The 18,383-nt window shown below is 64.5% G+C and carries 19 protein-coding genes; all 19 read left to right on the top strand.

The genetic code is table 11. The annotated features are described in order from the left end of the window. Positions 1 to 132 precede the first annotated feature (132 nt). The 19 genes from plsX to acpS all read left to right on the top strand — a co-directional run bounded on the left by plsX (position 133) and on the right by acpS (position 18,348). Positions 133 to 1,272, top strand: a complete 1,140-nt coding sequence (gene plsX / locus U5A65_RS30815; protein ID WP_201698203.1) for a phosphate acyltransferase PlsX — start codon at positions 133 to 135, stop codon at positions 1,270 to 1,272. Then, positions 1,272 to 2,261 carry a beta-ketoacyl-ACP synthase III gene (locus tag U5A65_RS30810; protein WP_321912544.1) on the top strand — a complete coding sequence of 330 codons (990 nt, stop codon included), beginning with the start codon at positions 1,272 to 1,274 and terminating at the stop codon, positions 2,259 to 2,261. Before plsX ends, U5A65_RS30810 begins: the two co-directional genes overlap by 1 nt. 124 nt (positions 2,262 to 2,385) lie before the next feature. After that, positions 2,386 to 3,324, top strand: coding sequence for an ACP S-malonyltransferase (fabD, locus tag U5A65_RS30805; RefSeq protein ID WP_321912542.1), 939 nt, complete (start codon positions 2,386 to 2,388; stop codon positions 3,322 to 3,324). A gap of 34 nt (positions 3,325 to 3,358) precedes the next feature. Further along, positions 3,359 to 4,108: a 3-oxoacyl-ACP reductase FabG gene (fabG, locus tag U5A65_RS30800; protein WP_133183608.1), complete on the top strand. Its 750-nt coding sequence runs from the start codon at positions 3,359 to 3,361 to the stop codon at positions 4,106 to 4,108. 167 nt (positions 4,109 to 4,275) lie between these two features. Next, complete coding sequence (acpP, locus tag U5A65_RS30795; RefSeq protein WP_004197638.1) at positions 4,276 to 4,515, top strand: acyl carrier protein; 240 nt, start codon at positions 4,276 to 4,278, stop codon at positions 4,513 to 4,515. A 190-nt stretch (positions 4,516 to 4,705) separates the two neighbouring features. After that, on the top strand, positions 4,706 to 5,947 hold the full coding sequence (gene fabF / locus U5A65_RS30790; protein ID WP_321948767.1) for a beta-ketoacyl-ACP synthase II: 1,242 nt from the start codon (positions 4,706 to 4,708) through the stop codon (positions 5,945 to 5,947). Positions 5,948 to 6,030: 83 nt separating this feature from the next. Next, the gene (locus U5A65_RS30785; RefSeq protein WP_321912538.1) at positions 6,031 to 6,450 is read left to right on the top strand and encodes a protein YgfX; all 420 of its coding nucleotides are present in this window, start codon (positions 6,031 to 6,033) and stop codon (positions 6,448 to 6,450) included. 113 nt (positions 6,451 to 6,563) lie between these two features. Beyond that, entirely contained in the window at positions 6,564 to 7,163 is a 600-nt protein-coding gene (gene rpoE, locus U5A65_RS30780; protein WP_158758258.1) for an RNA polymerase sigma factor RpoE, read from the top strand. A 90-nt stretch (positions 7,164 to 7,253) separates the two neighbouring features. Next, entirely contained in the window at positions 7,254 to 7,895 is a 642-nt protein-coding gene (locus U5A65_RS30775; RefSeq protein ID WP_321936104.1) for a sigma-E factor negative regulatory protein, read from the top strand. Positions 7,896 to 7,900: 5 nt separating this feature from the next. Next, positions 7,901 to 8,962 carry a MucB/RseB C-terminal domain-containing protein gene (locus U5A65_RS30770; protein ID WP_321912648.1) on the top strand — a complete coding sequence of 354 codons (1,062 nt, stop codon included), beginning with the start codon at positions 7,901 to 7,903 and terminating at the stop codon, positions 8,960 to 8,962. 23 nt (positions 8,963 to 8,985) lie between these two features. Beyond that, a complete protein-coding gene (locus U5A65_RS30765; RefSeq protein ID WP_321912533.1) occupies positions 8,986 to 10,509 on the top strand; it encodes a DegQ family serine endoprotease in 1,524 nt (507 codons plus the stop codon). An 18-nt stretch (positions 10,510 to 10,527) separates the two neighbouring features. Further along, positions 10,528 to 10,851: a glutaredoxin family protein gene (locus U5A65_RS30760; protein ID WP_321912531.1), complete on the top strand. Its 324-nt coding sequence runs from the start codon at positions 10,528 to 10,530 to the stop codon at positions 10,849 to 10,851. 174 nt (positions 10,852 to 11,025) lie between these two features. Then, complete coding sequence (lepA, locus tag U5A65_RS30755; RefSeq protein WP_321912529.1) at positions 11,026 to 12,819, top strand: translation elongation factor 4; 1,794 nt, start codon at positions 11,026 to 11,028, stop codon at positions 12,817 to 12,819. A 33-nt stretch (positions 12,820 to 12,852) separates the two neighbouring features. After that, positions 12,853 to 13,749, top strand: a complete 897-nt coding sequence (gene lepB / locus U5A65_RS30750) for a signal peptidase I (RefSeq protein ID WP_321912527.1) — start codon at positions 12,853 to 12,855, stop codon at positions 13,747 to 13,749. A gap of 221 nt (positions 13,750 to 13,970) precedes the next feature. Then, the gene (rnc, locus tag U5A65_RS30745; protein ID WP_321948766.1) at positions 13,971 to 15,140 is read left to right on the top strand and encodes a ribonuclease III; all 1,170 of its coding nucleotides are present in this window, start codon (positions 13,971 to 13,973) and stop codon (positions 15,138 to 15,140) included. A gap of 54 nt (positions 15,141 to 15,194) precedes the next feature. Then, positions 15,195 to 16,100, top strand: a complete 906-nt coding sequence (gene era, locus U5A65_RS30740) for a GTPase Era (RefSeq protein ID WP_321912524.1) — start codon at positions 15,195 to 15,197, stop codon at positions 16,098 to 16,100. A gap of 18 nt (positions 16,101 to 16,118) precedes the next feature. Then, complete coding sequence (recO, locus tag U5A65_RS30735; RefSeq protein WP_321912522.1) at positions 16,119 to 17,123, top strand: DNA repair protein RecO; 1,005 nt, start codon at positions 16,119 to 16,121, stop codon at positions 17,121 to 17,123. Then, positions 17,120 to 17,884: a pyridoxine 5'-phosphate synthase gene (pdxJ, locus tag U5A65_RS30730; RefSeq protein WP_321912520.1), complete on the top strand. Its 765-nt coding sequence runs from the start codon at positions 17,120 to 17,122 to the stop codon at positions 17,882 to 17,884. The genes recO and pdxJ overlap by 4 nt, the downstream gene beginning before the upstream one ends. 53 nt (positions 17,885 to 17,937) lie before the next feature. Then, entirely contained in the window at positions 17,938 to 18,348 is a 411-nt protein-coding gene (gene acpS, locus U5A65_RS30725; RefSeq protein ID WP_321912519.1) for a holo-ACP synthase, read from the top strand. The last annotated feature ends 35 nt before the right edge of the window (positions 18,349 to 18,383 follow it).

Below are 18,383 nucleotides of genomic sequence, written 5' to 3'. Positions count from 1 at the left end.
TTTCAGCGTGCGGCGCATGGCTTGCAGCCTGGCGCCGCATCTGACGATCCCGTTCGCTTGACCATATTTCGGCTCGGCAAAAAAGGCGGCATTCAACTGCCGCTTTTTTATGCCTGAAATCCGTCGCATTCCATGACTGTTACGCTCACGATAGATTGCATGGGAGGCGACCACGGCCCGTCTGTGACGGTGCCTGCCGCAGTCCATTTCGTCCGCTCGCACCCCGACGCGCATCTCATGCTCGTGGGTGTCGAGTCGGCGGTTCGCGCCCAGTTGAAAAAACTGAAGGCGGCGGACCATCCCGCGCTTACCGTCGTGCCCGCCACCGAGGTCGTCGAAATGGACGATCCGGTCGAAGTCGCCCTGCGCAAGAAAAAAGATTCGTCGATGCGCGTCGCGCTCAATCGCGTGAAAGAGGGCGAGGCGCAAGCCTGCATCTCGGCCGGCAACACCGGCGCGCTCATGGCCGTTTCGCGCTACGTGCTCAAGACCCTGCCTGGCATCGAACGTCCGGCTATCGCCTTTGCGCTGCCCAATCCGCGTGGTTACACGACGATGCTCGACCTCGGTGCGAACGTCGACTGCGAGCCGCAGCATCTGCTGCAGTTCGCAGAGATGGGCCACGCGCTCGTTGCGGCGCTCGAGGGCAAGGATCGCCCAACCATCGGGCTCCTGAATATCGGCGAAGAAGTCATCAAGGGCAATGAGACCATCAAGCGCGCCGGCGAGCTCCTGCGCGCGAGCACGCTGAACTTCCGCGGCAACGTCGAAGGCAACGACATTTACAAGGGCACCGTCGACGTCATCGTCTGTGACGGTTTCGTTGGGAATGTCGCGCTCAAGACGTCTGAGGGCCTCGCGCAGATGCTCAACGACATGATCAAGGAAGAGTTCGGCCGCTCGTGGCTCACCAAGCTCATGGCAATTGCCGCTCTGCCCGTGCTGATGCGCTTCAAGAAGCGCGTGGACCATCGCCAGTACAACGGCGCGGCGCTGCTGGGCTTGAAGAGCCTCGTCATCAAGAGTCACGGCTCGGCCGATGCCTACGCGTTTGAGTGTGCGATCAATCGCGGGTATGATGCCGTCAAAAATGGCGTGCTGGAGCGCCTTGCGCGCGCCATGGAAGAAAACGCCGGTTCGCTCGAACAGGCGGCAGACGAGCCCGGCGGCGCCCAGAATGTGCAAGCCGCGCAGGCGGGGCAGGCGACTAGCGCGCCCAGCCAGGCAGCGGGCGAAGTACCGCCCGGCGCCGCATCATCCTCGAAGGCATAATGGCTCAATCGACTCTCTATTCCCGCGTGATCGGCACGGGCAGTTACCTTCCGCCTGATCGCGTCACCAACCAGGAACTGGCCGAACGGCTCGCCGCAAAAGGCGTCGAGACGAGCGACGAGTGGATCGTGGCCCGCACGGGCATTCACGCGCGCCACTTCGCCGCGCCCGACGTCACGACGAGCGATCTCGCGCTTGCGGCGTCGCAGCGCGCGATCGCGGCGGCCGATGTCGATCCGCAGTCGATCGACCTCATCATCGTCGCCACTTCCACGCCCGATTTCGTGTTTCCGAGCACGGCCTGCCTGTTGCAGAACAAGCTCGGCATCCGCAATCACGGTGCGGCGTTCGACGTGCAGGCTGTGTGTTCGGGCTTCGCGTACGCCGTTTCGGTGGCCGACAGCCTGATCCGCAGCGGCCAGCACCGCACGGCGCTCGTGGTCGGTGCGGAGACCTTCTCGCGTATTCTCGACTTCAATGACCGCACCACCTGCGTGCTGTTCGGCGACGGCGCCGGCGCGATCGTGCTGCAGGCGTCGAACGAACCGGGCGTGCTGTCGAGCGCGCTGCACGCCGACGGCAGCTACGCGCACATCCTGTGCACGCCGGGTAACGTGCATGGCGGCGTGATCGCGGGCAACGCGTTCCTGCACATGGACGGCCAGGCGGTGTTCAAGCTTGCTGTGAACGTGCTCGAAAAGGTCGCGATCGAGGCGCTCGACAAGGCGCAGCTCACCGCCGACCAGGTCGACTGGCTGATTCCGCACCAGGCCAACATCCGCATCATGCAGGGCACCTGCCGCAAGCTCGGCCTGCCCGCCGAGCGCATGGTGGTGACGGTGGGCGAGCATGGCAACACCTCGGCGGCCTCGATTCCGCTCGCTTTCGACGTCGCGGTGCGCGACGGCCGCATCAAGCGCGGCCAGAACGTGCTGATCGAAGGCGTGGGCGGCGGCTTCACCTGGGGCGCTTCCGTCATCCGCTTCTAAGCATCCTGAGCGGGCTTTCGCGCTCCCGCAGCCGGGCTGTGCGCACGACATGCACGTTGTGCGCAGCCGGCGGCGGTTCATCCGAGCGCATTGCCCACCCGTATTGAACGAATTTGGGGACGTTATGAAATTCGCGTTCGTTTTTCCCGGACAAGGCTCGCAGGCCGTCGGCATGCTCGACGCCTTCGCCGATAACGCCATCGTGCGCGAGACGCTGCAAGAAGCGTCCGACGCGCTCGGCCAGGACCTCGGCAAGCTGATCGCCGAAGGCCCCGCTGAAGAGCTCAACCTCACCACCAACACCCAGCCGGTCATGCTCACCGCCGCCTACGCCGTGTATCGCGCGTGGCAACAGGCGGGCGGCCCGGCGCCGGCGATCGTCGCGGGCCACAGCCTCGGCGAATACACGGCGCTCGTCGCCGCCGGCGTGCTCGCGTTCCGCGACGCCGTGCCGCTCGTGCGTTTTCGCGCCCAGGCCATGCAAAGCGCGGTGCCGGTGGGCGAGGGCGGCATGGCCGCCGTGCTCGGCCTCGACGACGACACGGTGCGTGCAGTCTGCGCCGAAGCCGCGGCTGCAAGCGGCGGCGTGGTCGAAGCCGTAAACTTCAACGCGCCGGCGCAAGTCGTGATCGCGGGCCACAAGGGCGCGGTCGAGAAGGCCTGCGAAGTCGCCAAGGGCAAGGGCGCCAAGCGCGCGCTGCCGCTGCCGGTTTCGGCGCCGTTCCACTCGTCGCTGCTCAAGCCCGCCTCGGATCAGTTGCGCGACTACCTCGCAAGCGTCACGCTGAACGCGCCGCAAATTCCCGTGGTGAACAACGTCGACGTGGCCTTCGAAACCGATCCCGCGAAGATCCGCGACGCGCTCGTGCGTCAGGCCGCGGGCGCGGTGCGCTGGGTCGAGTGTGTGCAGGCCATTGCCGCGCAAGGCGCGACGCACGTGGTCGAATGTGGTCCGGGCAAGGTGCTCGCGGGCCTCACCAAGCGTATCGACGGCAACCTGGTCGGCGCCTCGGTGCTCGATCCGAAGTCGCTCGACGAAGCGCTTGCGCTTCTGAAGGCCTAAGCGCCTACGTCACCACCGCTAACGGATTCAAACGATGGAAAAGACTCTCGACAATCAAGCCGCAATCGTGACCGGCGCCACGCGTGGCATCGGCCGTGCGATCGCGCTGGAACTGGCGCGCCAGGGCGCGACGGTGATCGGTACGGCAACGAGCGAAGCCGGCGCGCAGGCGATCTCGGCCGCCTTCGAAGAAGCGGGCCTGAAGGGCCGCGGCGCCGTGCTCAACGTGAACGACGCCGCGGCGGCAGAAGCGCTCATCGACGCAACGGTCAAGGAATTCGGTGGTCTTGCGATCCTCGTGAACAATGCGGGCATCACGCAGGACAACCTGGCGATGCGCATGAAGGACGACGAATGGGATTCGGTCATCGACACGAACCTGAAGTCGGTGTTCCGCCTCTCGCGCGCCGTGCTGCGCCCGATGATGAAGGCCAAGGGCGGCCGCATCATCAACATCACGTCGGTGGTGGGCTCGTCGGGCAACCCGGGCCAGGCCAACTACGCGGCCGCGAAGGCCGGCGTGGCGGGCATGACGCGCGCGCTTGCACGCGAGATCGGCAGCCGCGGCATCACCGTGAACTGCGTCGCGCCGGGTTTCATCGACACCGACATGACGAAGGACCTGCCGGCTGAGCAGCAAGCCGCGCTCAAGCAGCAGATTCCGCTGGGCCGCCTTGGCAGCCCGGACGACATCGCGCACGCGGTCGCGTTTCTCGCGTCGCCGCAGGCGGCCTATATCACGGGCACGACGTTGCACGTGAACGGCGGCATGTATATGTCTTAACCGGATTCAGGTACTATCCGCGCCTTGATGCGCTTGTGTAAAAACCTTGCTCAAGCGCCGTCGCGGATAGCCTTCCGGAACCTTGAGCGCCGCTTTTCAGCCAGGTCAAACCTGATAAAATGCGCGCACTCGCATTCATGAGCTAACTTTTTTCCCTTGGAGGGGTAATGGACAACATCGAACAGCGCGTCAAGAAGATCGTCGCCGAGCAACTGGGCGTCGCCGAAGCTGAAATCAAGAACGAAGCTTCGTTCGTGAACGATCTGGGCGCCGACTCGCTCGACACCGTTGAACTGGTCATGGCTCTGGAAGACGAGTTCGGCATGGAAATCCCGGACGAGGAAGCCGAGAAGATCACGACGGTTCAGCAAGCGATCGACTACGCTCGCGCGAACGTCAAGGCCTAAGCGCCCGATTCCCGCCTGGGCCGCGCAACGCTTGCGCTGGCGGCCGGCGAGGACGCTCGCCCGTGAAACCGCATACGCCTGCCGCACTCGCTGCGGGGCATCTGCTGGTCAACTAGCCACAGGGCTCACAGGAGCATTTCCTGTGGCCTCTGTGGCTTTTGTTTTTGTCATCTATGGATAAGGGGTTACCGTGAGCCGTCGTCGAGTTGTTGTTACAGGCCTGGGGCTGATTTCGCCTGTTGGCAATAATGTTGCCGACGGCTGGGCCAATCTGGTCGCCGGGAAGTCCGGCATCGCCAACATCACGAAGTTCGACGCGACGAACTTCTCGACCCGTTTTGCCGGCGAAGTGAAGGGCTTCAACGTTGAAGACTACATGCCGGCGAAAGAAGCGCGCCATATGGATACGTTCATCCATTACGGCATCGCTGCGGGCATGCAGGCGATCCAGGACAGCGGTCTCGAAGTCACTGAAGCGAACGCGGAGCGCATCGGCGTGAACGTCGGCTCGGGCATCGGCGGCCTGCCGATGATCGAAGTCACGCAAACCGAACTGCTCAACCGCGGTCCGCGCCGCATCTCGCCGTTCTTCGTGCCTGCCTCGATCATCAACATGATCTCGGGCCATCTGTCGATCAAGTACGGCCTCAAGGGCCCGAATCTGGCAATGGTCACGGCTTGCACGACCGGCTTGCACTGCATTGGTGAAGCGTCGCGTCTGATCGAATACGGCGACTGCGACGTGATGATTGCGGGCGGCGCGGAATCGACCGTTTCGCCGCTGGGCATCGGCGGCTTCGCGGCCGCGCGTGCGCTCTCGCAGCGCAACGACGATCCGGCAACGGCGAGCCGTCCGTGGGACAAGGACCGTGACGGTTTCGTGCTCGGCGAAGGCGCAGGCGTGATGGTGCTCGAAGAGTACGAACACGCGAAGGCGCGCGGCGCAAAGATCTACGCGGAAATCGGCGGCTACGGCATGAGCGGCGATGCGTATCACATGACCGCTCCGCTCGAAGACGGCGACGGTGCGCGCCGCTGCATGCTCGCCGCGATGAAGAACGCGGGCGTCAACACCAGTGAAGTGGACTGGTTGAGCGCGCACGGCACGTCCACGCCGCTCGGCGACCTCGCGGAAACCACGGCGATCAAGCGCGCCTTCGGCGATCATGCGAAGGATATCGTCGTGAACTCGACCAAGTCGATGACGGGCCACCTGCTGGGTGGCGCGGGCGGTCTGGAGTCGGTGTTCACGGTGCTGGCCGTGCACAACCAGGTGTCGCCGCCGACGATCAACATCTTCAACCAGGATCCGGCATGTGACCTGGACTACTGCGCGAACACCGCGCGGGACATGAAGATCGACGTCGCGCTGAAGAACTCGTTCGGGTTCGGCGGCACGAACGGCACGCTCGTATTCAAGCGTCACGCTTGATTCCGCACGACGAGACAGCGGCCGCGCCGCGTAGTACACACGCTACTTCGGCCGGCCGCGTTCCTGCTTTCCCCTCGCGGCGCGTGCTCGCGCCGCTTCTTTCCCTGCGTCCCTCCCTCGCGCTGCAACTGCTCGTTGCCGCAGGTCTCGGCGTGGCAACGGCCGCCGTCTACACGACGCTTGCGCCATGGCTCGGCGGCTGGCAAGCGTTGCCGCTTACGCTGGCGTTCCTCGCGAGCGGCGGCCTCGTGGCTGCGGCGTGGCGTCGCAAGCAACCGGCATTCATCGAAATCGGGTCAGATTACCTGGCGGCGTATTCACGCGATGGCGCCTGCCTCGCGGCCGGGCGCCTTGCCGGTGCGTCGCAATGGGGTACATGGCTGCTCGCACTCGTCGTGGAGCAGGGTGCACGCCGCGCGACGATTCTCGTTGCCGCCGACGCCGTTGCCGCAGATACCTTCCGTACGCTCGCCGTGCGCGCGCGCAGCGCGGCCGGCCGCTGAGCTTCCCTTCGCTGTAAAGCTTGTAACCGCTGTTACTCGCGTAACGTGAGACCGTGGCGAGGACGCTACAATGGTGCCCCCATGTCTCCTTCATGTGCTAACGGATTTTTCAGGTGAGCGAAAAAGAAATAGATCAGGTTCTGGTCGAGCGCGTGCAACAAGGCGACAAGGCCGCGTTCGAGCTCCTGGTCTCGAAATACCACCGCAAGATCATCCGGCTGATCTCGCGCCTCGTGCGGGACCCCGCCGAGGTCGAGGACGTGGCCCAGGACGCCTTCATCAAGGCTTACCGCGCACTACCGCAGTTTCGTGGCGAATCGGCTTTCTATACGTGGTTGTACCGGATTGCTGTCAATACGGCGAAGAACTACCTTGCGACCCAGGGAAGACGCGCGCCGACTTCTACTGAGGCAGATGCAGAAGAAGCGGAAACTTTCTCGGACGCCGATCAACTAAGGGATATCAATACGCCCGAGTCGATGTTGATGAGCAAGCAGATCGCACAGACGGTCAATGCTGCGATGGCGGTTTTACCGGAAGAGCTGCGCACCGCCATTACGCTTCGGGAAATAGAAGGCCTAAGCTACGAAGAGATCGCCGAAATGATGGGGTGCCCGATCGGCACCGTCAGATCGAGAATTTTCCGCGCTCGGGAAGCCATTGCGGCAAAATTGCGTCCGCTGCTGGACACTCCGGAAGGCAAGCGCTGGTAAGAAGAACACCAGCTTCGCCCCGGGCGGCGACGCGATTCATCAGAATGAGTAGGTGTCACCAGGGACGTCTGTCAGGAAATGGGGAGCATCATGGGTTCGGTCTCGATGCAATCGGTATCAAGCTCGCGCGGCGAGCGTCTGTCCGCCTTCGTCGACGGTGAAGCGTCGGCGCAGGAGCATCTGAACGGAAAATATCTGGAACTCGACGGCGAAGGGCGCGCAGCCTGGTCGGAGTACCACCTGATCGGCGACGTGCTGCGCTCTGACGATCTGGCACTTAGTCAGGCCGCGAGCCGCGCTTTCATGACGGGTTTCGCAGCGCGTTTCGAAGCGGAGCCGCATCTGCTCGCACCGGCCGCGCTGCCGCAGGTGCAGGCTGGCCGCAATGAGCGCGTGGGCCGTATTCTGGCGCTGCGCCGCCGCGTGGTGCCGTCGTTGGCCGTGGCCGCCGCCGCTGCTACGCTCACGTGGATCGTCATGCCGCAAATGCGCGGCGTGGGCATGGCCGGTGCGCCGCAAATCGCCGCCGTCCAGTCGCAGGGCGACGGCGTGCAGCGCGTGGCGATGAACACCACGCCGGCGCCTCTGACCGGCGCTCAGGACGGTAATATCATCCGCGACGCGCGCCTCGACGAATACCTCCAGGCGCATCAGCAGTTCGCGCAGCAGCCGGTTATGTCGGATTCCATGCCGTACATCCGCTCAGCCGCTCTCACCACGCAAGGCCAATAAGTTTGATGCAGACATTGCGGTTGAATAAAAAGACGATCTGGGGGCGGTTGCCGGCATTCCTGTGCTGCGCAGCCGTGATGTTCACCGCTCTGTCTGTCGCCCCGCGTGCCCACGCGCAAGGCGCGTCCGCGGCCGATGCCGCCACGCGCCAGAGCGCGGCGCAGTTGCTCGACCGCATCCAGCAGGCTGCTCAGCAGCAAAGCTACGAAGGCACCTTCGTCTACCAGCGCGGCGAGTTCGTGCAGTCCTCACGCATCACGCACTACGCCTCGAAGCAGGACGGCGAGTTCGAGAAGCTCGAAAGCCTCGACGGCAAGCCGCGCACGATGCTGCGCCACAACGACGATCTTTATACCTTCGTGCCCGAGCGCAAGCTGCTCGTCGTCGAAAAGCGCCAGAACAAGGACGCTTTCCCGGCGCTGCTCTCCACCAGCGGTGACCAGGTGCTGGGCGTGTACGAGCCGAAGCTGCTCGGCAACGACCGTGTGGCGGGCCTCGACAGCCAGGTGATCCAGCTCGACCCGAAGGACAATTTCCGCTTCGCCTACAAGCTGTGGGCCGACGCGAAAACCGGACTGCTGCTGCGTTCGCAGATGCTCGACCCGTCGAACGGCCAGGTGCTCCAGCAACTCGCGTTCACGCAGGTACGCATCGGCGGCCCCGTCGACAAGACGCCTATCGTGAACGGCATGCGCAATATCGAGGGCTGGAACGTGGTGCGTCCGCCGCTCCAGCCGGTCGATATCGAAGCGCAGGGTTGGTCGTTCGGCCAGGCCGCGCCGGGCTTCCAGAAGATTCGTGAAGTGCGCCGGCCCATGGCCGCACGCGACGCCAGCGATCCGCCTATTCCGGTCGATCAGGCTGTGTTCTCTGACGGACTGTCCACGCTTTCCGTCTTTATCGAACCGGTGAAGAACAACAGTCGCAAGGAAGGCTCGGGCAGCAGTGGTGCGACCCACGTGCTCGTGAAGCGCAACGGCGATTACTTCATCACGTTGCTCGGAGAAGTGCCCCAGACCACGTTGCAGCAGTTCGCGTCTGCCATAGAATACAAGGCTCCCAGGTAACTCCTCCTTCGGCTGACTTCGATATGACGATTCTCCCGCTGCGCAAATTCTTCGCGGCCGCGGTCGTGGCGGCATGCCTGCCGTTCGCACCGCACGTGGCATCGGCGGCGCCGGCTGCCAACCTGCCCGATTTCGCCGACCTCGTGGACAAAGTGGGGCCATCGGTCGTCAATATCCGCACCACCACACGCGTCTCCACGGCGCAGCGCGGCCTCCCGCCGGGGATGGATCAGGGCGACATGTCGGAATTCTTCCGCCGCTTCTTTGGCATCCCGCTCCCGCAAGGGCCGCAGGGTGGACAAGGCGGCGGTCAGGGCGGCGGCGGTCAGGGAGGAAGTCAGGGCGGTGGCGGTTCCGATTCGGGCCCGGACAGCGGCAACGATACCGAACAGAACAGCGGCGTCGGCTCGGGCTTCATCCTTTCGAGCGACGGCTACGTGATGACCAATGCGCACGTGATCGATGACGCGGACAGCATCTATGTGACGCTCACCGACAAGCGCGAATTCAAGGCGAAGCTGATCGGCGTGGACGATCGCACGGACGTCGCCGTGGTGAAGATCCAGGCCGCGAATCTCCCGGCCGTGACGATGGGCGATTCGAACAAGGTGCGCGTGGGCGAGTGGGTCGTGGCGATCGGTTCGCCGTTCGGCCTCGAGAACACCGTAACGGCGGGCATCGTGAGCGCGAAGGGGCGCGATACCGGCGACTATCTGCCGTTCATTCAGACCGACGTGGCCGTGAACCCCGGCAACTCGGGCGGGCCGCTCATCAACATGCAAGGCGAGGTGATCGGCATCAACTCGCAGATCTATAGCCGCACCGGCGGCTTCATGGGCATTTCGTTCGCGATTCCGATCGACGAGGCGATGCGCGTGGCAGATCAACTGAAGTCGACGGGCAAGGTCACGCGCGGCCGCATTGCCGTGGCGATCGGCGAAGTGACGAAGGACGTAGCCGACTCGCTCGGCTTGCCCAAGGCGCAAGGCGCGCTCGTCTCCAGCGTCGAGCCGGGCGGCCCGGCCGACAAGGCGGGCATCCAGCCGGGCGACATCATCCTGAAGTTCAATGGCGCGAGCGTCGACGCCGCGACCGACTTGCCGCGCATGGTTGGCGACACGAAGCCGGGCACCAAGGCGACTGTGACGATCTGGCGCAAGGGCGCGACACGCGATCTGCCGATCACGATCGCCGAGATGCAGACCGACAAGAGCGCGAAGGCCGACCAGAAAAAGGCGCCCGATCCCAAGCCGCGCGCGATGGGTGCGCTCGGTATCGCGGTGGTCGATATCCCCGCCGACCAGCTCGCCCAGCTCAAGATCAAGGGCGGTGCGATGGTGGATTCGGTGGACGGCCCGGCAGCGCGCGCCGGCCTGCAAAAGGGCGACATCATTCTGCGCGTGGGCGACACGGATATCACGGGCGCGAAGCAGTTCCAGGACGTCACAGCGCATCTCGACCCGCAGAAGATGGTGGCGGTGCTCGTGCGGCGCGGCGACAACACGCAGTTCGTGCCGCTGCGCCCGCGCGCACCGGGTCAGAAGTAACGCGCGGTGCGCCCGCCCTTGCGGTCTTCGCCGGCGTCGCCGGGCGCGCTCGAGCGTGCGAGCGCGCACCTCGTGCTGTACGGGCGCGCGTGGTGTCATCTGTGCGAGGACATGCGCGTCGCGCTCGAGCCGCTTGCCGCGGCGGCGGGTGCGCGGCTCGACGTGATCGATGTCGATTCCGACCCCGCGCTGCAGGCCCGTTACGACGAACTCGTGCCGGTGCTGCTTTGCGACGGCATCGAGCTGTGCCATTACCATCTCGACGAGGCGCGCGTGCGCGCGACGCTCGGGCTCGCCGCCGACGCGCCGGGCGCGCTGCTGAAGCCGCCGAGCGGTGCGTGAAACGCGCGTGCGGTGGGCCGCGCAACATGCAAGCCCGCCATGACACATCCGTTACATCAGCGGACGGTTCGCCCGTGGGACCCCTTTTCGGCTAAAATAGTCCGGTTTTTCATCTGTTTACGAGGCGTGCCACGCAATCGTTGGGGCGCGCCTTTTTCGCTTGATCGGCACTGAATGGATCATATTCGTAACTTCTCGATCATTGCGCACATCGACCATGGCAAGTCGACGCTCGCCGATCGCATCATCCAGCTGTGCGGCGGCTTGTCCGACCGCGAAATGGAATCGCAGGTGCTCGACTCGATGGATCTCGAGCGCGAGCGCGGCATCACCATCAAGGCGCAGACCGCCGCGCTCTCGTACAAGGCGCGCGACGGCAAGGTCTACAACCTGAACCTGATCGACACGCCCGGGCACGTCGACTTCTCGTACGAGGTGAGCCGCTCGCTCTCCGCGTGCGAGGGCGCGCTGCTCGTGGTGGACGCGAGCCAGGGCGTCGAGGCGCAGACGGTGGCGAACTGCTACACCGCGATCGAACTCGGCGTGGAAGTCGTGCCGGTGCTCAACAAGATCGACCTGCCCGCCGCCAACCCCGAAAACGCCATCGAAGAAATCGAGGACGTGATCGGCATCGACGCGACCGACGCCACGCGCTGCAGCGCGAAGACCGGCCTCGGCGTGGAAGATGTGCTCGAAGCGCTCATTGCCAAGGTTCCGCCGCCCAAGGGCGATCCGGAAGCACCGCTGCAGGCGCTCATCATCGACTCGTGGTTCGACAACTACGTGGGTGTGGTGATGCTCGTGCGTATCGTCAACGGCACGCTGCGTCCGAAGGACAAGATCAAGCTGATGGCCACCGGCGCGCAGTATCCGGTCGAGCACGTCGGCGTGTTCTCGCCGAAGTCGCGCAACCTCGATTCGCTGTCGGCGGGGCAGGTGGGCTTCATCATCGCGGGCATCAAGGAACTCGCCGCGACGAAGGTGGGTGACACCGTTACGCTCGCCACGAAGCCGGCGTCCGAGCCGCTGCCAGGCTTCAAGGAAGTGAAGCCGCAGGTGTTCGCGGGTCTCTATCCGGTCGAGGCGAACCAGTACGACGCGCTGCGCGAATCGCTCGAAAAGCTCAAGCTCAACGACGCTTCGCTGCAATACGAGCCGGAAGTTTCGCAGGCGCTCGGCTTCGGCTTCCGCTGCGGCTTCCTCGGTCTCTTGCACATGGAAATCGTGCAGGAGCGTCTCGAACGCGAATTCGACATGGACCTCATCACCACGGCACCAACCGTGGTGTACGAAGTCGTGCAGGCGGACGGCACCCTGATCAAGGTCGAGAACCCGGCGAAGATGCCGGAGCCCTCGAAGATCGGTGAGATCCGCGAGCCGATCGTCACGGTCAACCTGTACATGCCGCAGGACTATGTGGGTTCGGTCATCACGCTCTGTACGCAGAAGCGCGGCAACCAGATCAACATGCAGTACCACGGCCGCCAGGTGCAGCTCACGTACGAAATTCCGATGGCGGAGATCGTGCTCGACTTCTTCGACCGTCTGAAATCGGTGTCGCGCGGCTATGCGTCGATGGACTACGAGTTCAAGGAATACCGCAGCTCGGATGTCGTGAAGGTCGACATGCTGATCAACGGCGACAAGGTCGATGCGCTGTCCGTCATCGTGCACCGCACGCAGTCGCAGTACCGCGGGCGCGAAGTGGCGGCGAAGATGCGCGAGATCATTCCGCGCCAGATGTACGACGTGGCCATCCAGGCCGCGATCGGCGCGCACATCATCGCGCGCGAGAACATCAAGGCGCTGCGCAAGAACGTGCTGGCCAAGTGCTACGGCGGCGACATCACGCGTAAGAAGAAGCTGCTCGAAAAGCAGAAGGAAGGCAAGAAGCGGATGAAGCAGGTCGGCTCTGTCGAGATTCCGCAAGAGGCCTTCCTCGCCATCCTTCGTGTCGAAGATAAATAAGTAACGCGAATAAGCCGGACAACGGATCTCTACATGAATTTTGCGCTGATACTTTTTGTGCTCGTTCTCTTGACGGGCGTTGCGTGGGTTGCAGACAAACTGGTGTTCATGCCGCGTCGGCGCCTCGCCGCCGATGCGGCGGTCGCGGAGTTCGACCGTCAACAGGAGCGTATCGGCGAGCGTTTTGCTGATGAAAACGCGCCTGCCACGCGTCAGAACCTGCGCAACGAAAAGCTGCGCCAGCCGTGGTGGCTCGAGTACACGGCGAGCTTCTTTCCCGTCATCCTGATCGTGTTCCTCGTCCGCTCGTTCGTCGTGGAGCCGTTCAAGATTCCGTCGGGTTCGATGGTGCCGACGCTGCTCGTGGGTGACTTCATCCTCGTGAACAAGTTCGACTACGGCATCCGTCTGCCGATCACGAACACGAAGGTCACGCAGGGCCGGCCGCTCGAGCGCGGCGACGTGGTCGTGTTCCGCTATCCGAAAGACGAGTCGGTCGACTACATCAAGCGCGTGATCGGCCTGCCGGGCGACGTGGTGTCCTATCAGGACAAGCAACTCACGATCAACGGCAAGCCGGTGCCGGAAGTGCCGCAAGGCGACTTCTTCGACGAAGAGCGCATTGGCTACGCGAAGCAGTTCACGGAAGACCTCGGCAACGGCCGCAAGAACAACATCCTCAACAACCCCGCGGTGCCGCCGTTCATCGTGGGCGCTGAGGACTACCCGTATCGCGACAACTGCCAGTACAACGCGCGCGGCGTGATCTGCAAGGTGCCGGCGGGCAACTACTTCATGATGGGCGATAACCGCGACAACAGCGCGGACAGCCGCTACTGGGGCTTCGTGCCCGATGCGAACATCGTGGGCCGCGCGTTCTTCATCTGGATGAACTTCAGCAACCTGCGTCGCATCGGTTCGTTCGAGTAATGTGTGTTTGATCGACGTGCGATGCACGTTGATCACGCCGCGCGAAGAAGCCAAAGAAGCTGCAACAAAAAGCGCATGCGCGAACACGAGTCTTGCTCGCATAACTCGCATCGCATCTTCGCGCGCTACTTGAAGAATCCTCGGTAACGTCGCTTCATCACGGTTTTTCGCCCGCCGCCCCCTGTTTTCGCCGGGGGCGGCGGGCGCGTTATACTCTCCCCATGCCCCAATCTCCGTTGGAAAGCCGTTTGCGCTACGAATTTCGCAATGCGGAATTGCTGCGCCAGGCTTTAACCCACCGCAGTCACAGTGCCACGCATAACGAACGCCTCGAATTCCTCGGTGATTCGGTTCTGAATTGCGCGGTGGCTGCCCTATTGTTCCAACGGTTTGGCAAGCTGGACGAGGGCGACCTTTCGCGCGTGCGCGCGAATCTGGTCAAGCAGCAGTCGCTCTACGAGATCGCTCAGGCCCTCAATATTGCCGACGGCCTGCGTCTCGGCGAAGGCGAGCTTCGCAGCGGCGGCTTCCGCCGCCCGTCGATCCTTGCGGACGCGCTGGAAGCGATCTTCGGCGCGATCTTTCTCGATGGCGGCTTCGACGCCGCGCAGACGGTCATCAAGCGCCTCTACGTGCCGATCCTCGATCACATCGATCCGCGCACGCTCGGCAAGGATTCCAAGACGCTGCTGCAGGAGTACCTGCAAGGCCACAAGATCGCGTTGCCGACCTACACGGTCGTCGCGACGCATGGTGCGGCGCACAATCAGCAGTTCGAAGTCGAATGCACGGTGCCGAAGCTCGACGTGAAGGTGTCGGGCTCGGGCGCGAGCCGTCGCGCGGCGGAGCAGGCCGCGGCGAAGAAGGCGCTCGACGAGGTCATGGCCGCGGCGCCGGCGCTCGTTGCGAAGCCGCGCCGCTCGAAGGGCGCGCGTGCGCCCAAGCCGGAGCCCGAGGTCGTCCCGGGCGTGACGGGCGTGCAGGGCGCGCTCGATCTGCGCTCTCCGGAGCGCCGCGAGCGCATCTCGGCGCGCAGCGAGCGTCCGGCGCAAACCGTGGCGGCCGAAGGCGCGCCGCTCGCGGTGATCCGCGCCGCGCACGTGCAGGAGCGCCCGGCGGAGAAAGCCGAACGCGGTGCGGAGAAATCGGGCGACAAGCCAGCGGGCGACAAGCCAGCGAGCGACAAGCCAGCCGATAAAGCGGCGGGCTTCGATGCCGTACCGAGCGCCGGCGCCATTGGCCACCGTTCACCCCCTGTGAAGGCCGAATCGGCGCTGCGCACCGTCGAGCGCGCGCAAACCGCGACGTCCGGCGGCACCAGCACCAATGCTGAGACGCATGCCGAAGCCAGTACGGCTATTCCCGTGCGCGCGGCCGATGCCGGCCACTGATTCCACCGAGGCGCGCCGCGCGCGCGTCTCCCGTTTTTCTATTCCGGTCCGATCATGAACGCTCCCACTTCCACTCCTGCCGGTTTTCGTTGCGGCATGGTCGCGATCGTCGGCCGTCCGAACGTTGGCAAATCGACGCTGATGAACGCGCTGGTCGGCCAGAAGATCAGCATCACGTCGCGCAAGGCGCAGACCACGCGCCATCGCATTACCGGCATCAACACGATCGACGACGCGCAGTACATCTTCGTCGATACGCCGGGCTTCCAGACGCGCCACAGCACGGCGCTCAACCGTTCGCTCAACCGCGCGGTGACTTCCACGCTCAGCTCGGTCGATGCCGTGCTGTTCGTGATCGAGGCCGGCAAGTTCGGCCCCGACGATCAGAAGGTGCTCGACCTGATTCCGCCGAATGCGCCTACGATCCTGATCGCCAACAAGATCGACCGCGTGAGCGACAAGGCCACGCTGTATCCGTTCATCCAGCAGGTGCAAGGGCTGCGCGAGTTCCGCGAGATCGTGCCGCTCTCGGCCATGAATCCCGACGACATCAAGCGCCTGCTCGTGACTCTCAAGCCGTATCTGCCCGAAGGCGAGCCGATCTACGGCGAAGACGATCTCACCGACCGCAGCGAGCGTTTCCTCGCCGCCGAAATCCTGCGCGAGAAAGTGTTCCGCTGGACCGGCGACGAACTGCCGTACACGAGCACGGTGCTGATCGACAAGTTCGAGCAGGAAGGGCGCCTGCGCCGCGTTTTCGCGACGATTCTCGTCGAGCGCGACACGCAGAAGGCGATGGTGATCGGCCAGAAGGGCGCGAAGCTCAAGCAGATCAGCACTGATGCGCGCCTCGACATGGAAAAGCTCTTCGACGGTCCCGTCTATCTCGAAACCTTCGTGAAGGTGAAGAGCGGCTGGGCCGACAACGATGCCGGGCTGCGCGCCTACGGTTACGAGTAAGCACGACGGGCACCGCGTATGAGTGACGGCGCAGCCGGAACGCTGCACGACGACTGGCCCGCGCACGACGAGGCGCAGGCCGACGAGGCATTCGCACCGGGCGAAGCGTCCGAATCCCGCGGCACGCGGCGCTCGCCCGCAAAAGGCACGGCGCTTGCGCGCAGCACGAAGGCGTCGAAAGGCGCCGCCACGCGCAACGCGATGACCGAAGGCGCCGACGCCACGCTCGAAGGCCGCGCCGAACCGCGGCCCGCCCGCAAGACCACTGCGCGCTCGCAACTGCCGCGCGCTTCACGCAGCACGACCCCCGACTACCGCATCGCCGAGCAGCCGGCTTTCGTGCTGCACAGCTATCCGTACCGCGAGACGAGCCTGATCATCGATGTGCTTTCGCGCGATCACGGCCGCGTGGCGCTCGTCGCGAAGGGCGCGAAGCGTCCGCACTCGGCGTTGCGCGGCGTGTTGCAAACGTTCCAGCCCCTCGCGCTGTCGTGGACCGGCAAGGGCGAGGTGCGCACGCTCACGGGCGCCGAGTGGGTCGGCGGCATGTTGCCGCTGACGGGCGACGCGCTTCTGTGCGGCTTCTACGTGAACGAACTGCTCGTGAAGTTCATCGCGCGCGAAGACCCGCATCCCGAACTCTTTCGCCACTACGTCGTCACGCTTACGCGCCTCGCGCACGACGAGCCGCCCGTGCAGGTGCTGCGCTCGTTCGAGCGCGTGCTGTTGCGCGAGGCGGGCTACGCGCTCGCGCTCAACCGCACCGTGAACCGCAAGGCCGTGGTGGCTGAAGGCCGCTACGTATTCGATCCGGAGCGCGGCGTGCGCGACGCATCGGACGAATGGCCCGCGCAATGGCCCCTGCTTTCGGGCCAGACGTTGCTCGACATGGAAGAGGACGATTACCATCGACCCCAGACGGTTGCGCAGAGCAAGGCGCTCATGCGTTTCCTGCTGAACACTTACCTTGGCGGCACGCCGCTCGCGACGCGCCAGATTCTGATCGACTTGCAGAACCTATGAGCTTCTTTCTCACTTCGCCCAACGTGATCGACCTCGGCGTGAACATCGACCACGTCGCCACGCTGCGCAACGCGCGCGGCACCGCTTACCCCGACCCGATCCGCGCGGCGTTGCTCGCCGAAGAGGCGGGTGCCGATGCGATCACGCTGCATCTGCGCGAGGATCGCCGCCATATCGTCGACGCCGACGTGCGTGCGCTGCGCCCGCAACTGAAAACGCGCATGAATCTCGAATGCGCGGTGACGGCCGAGATGCTCGACATCGCGTGCGAGATCAAGCCGCACGACGTCTGCCTCGTGCCCGAAAAGCGCGCGGAACTGACGACCGAAGGCGGCCTCGACGTCGCAGGCAACTTTGACGCTGTTGCCGCCGCCTGCCGTCAGCTTGCGGATGCGGGCTGCCGCGTGTCGCTTTTCATCGACCCGGACGAAACGCAAATCCGCGCTGCGCACGAAACGGGCGCGCCCGTGATCGAGCTGCACACGGGCCGCTACGCCGAAGCGCACGACGCCGGCGAGCAGGAGCGCGAATTCGAGCGCGTGGTGACGGGCGTGAACTGCGGCAACAGCCTCGGACTGAAGGTGAACGCCGGCCACGGCCTGCATTACACGAACGTGCAGCAGATCGCGGCCATCGACGGCATCGTCGAGCTGAATATCGGCCACGCGATCGTTGCGCACGCAATCTTCGCGGGCTGGGAGAACGCCGTGCGCGAAATGAAGGCGATCATGGTCGCGGCGCGCCTCGGCACGCGCGGCTGATTGCAGCCCCGCGCTTCGCGCTCACGCAATCGACCTATCTCGACGGGAGTCTCATGGCGATCTACGGTATCGGCACCGACATCATTCAGGTGAGCCGCGTGGCGGCGGTCATGGAGCGCACCAACGGGCGCTTCGCGCCGCGCGTGCTCGGCCCGGACGAACTCGCCGTGTACGAGGCGCGCAAGGCGCGCTCGGAAGTGCGAGGCCTCGCGTACCTGTGTACGCGGTTTTCCGCGAAAGAAGCGTTCTCGAAAGCGATTGGTCTCGGCATGCGCATGCCGATGACCTGGCGCGCCATGCAGACCCTCAACGAGCCCGGCGGCCGGCCCGTGATCGTCGCCTCGGGCGAACTCGCGCGGTGGCTCGACGAACGCGGCATCACGGCGCGCGTGAGCATCACCGACGAGCACGACTACGCGGTGTCGTTCGTGATCGCCGAAGTGAACGCCGCAGTCAACGGCTGATATCCATTGCCGTGCGTCGCGCGGCATCTACGCAC

Source organism: Paraburkholderia sp. J10-1, from assembly GCF_905220165.1.
Classification (GTDB): Bacteria; Pseudomonadota; Gammaproteobacteria; order Burkholderiales; family Burkholderiaceae; genus Paraburkholderia.
This window is presented reverse-complemented; position numbering and strand designations above follow the sequence as displayed.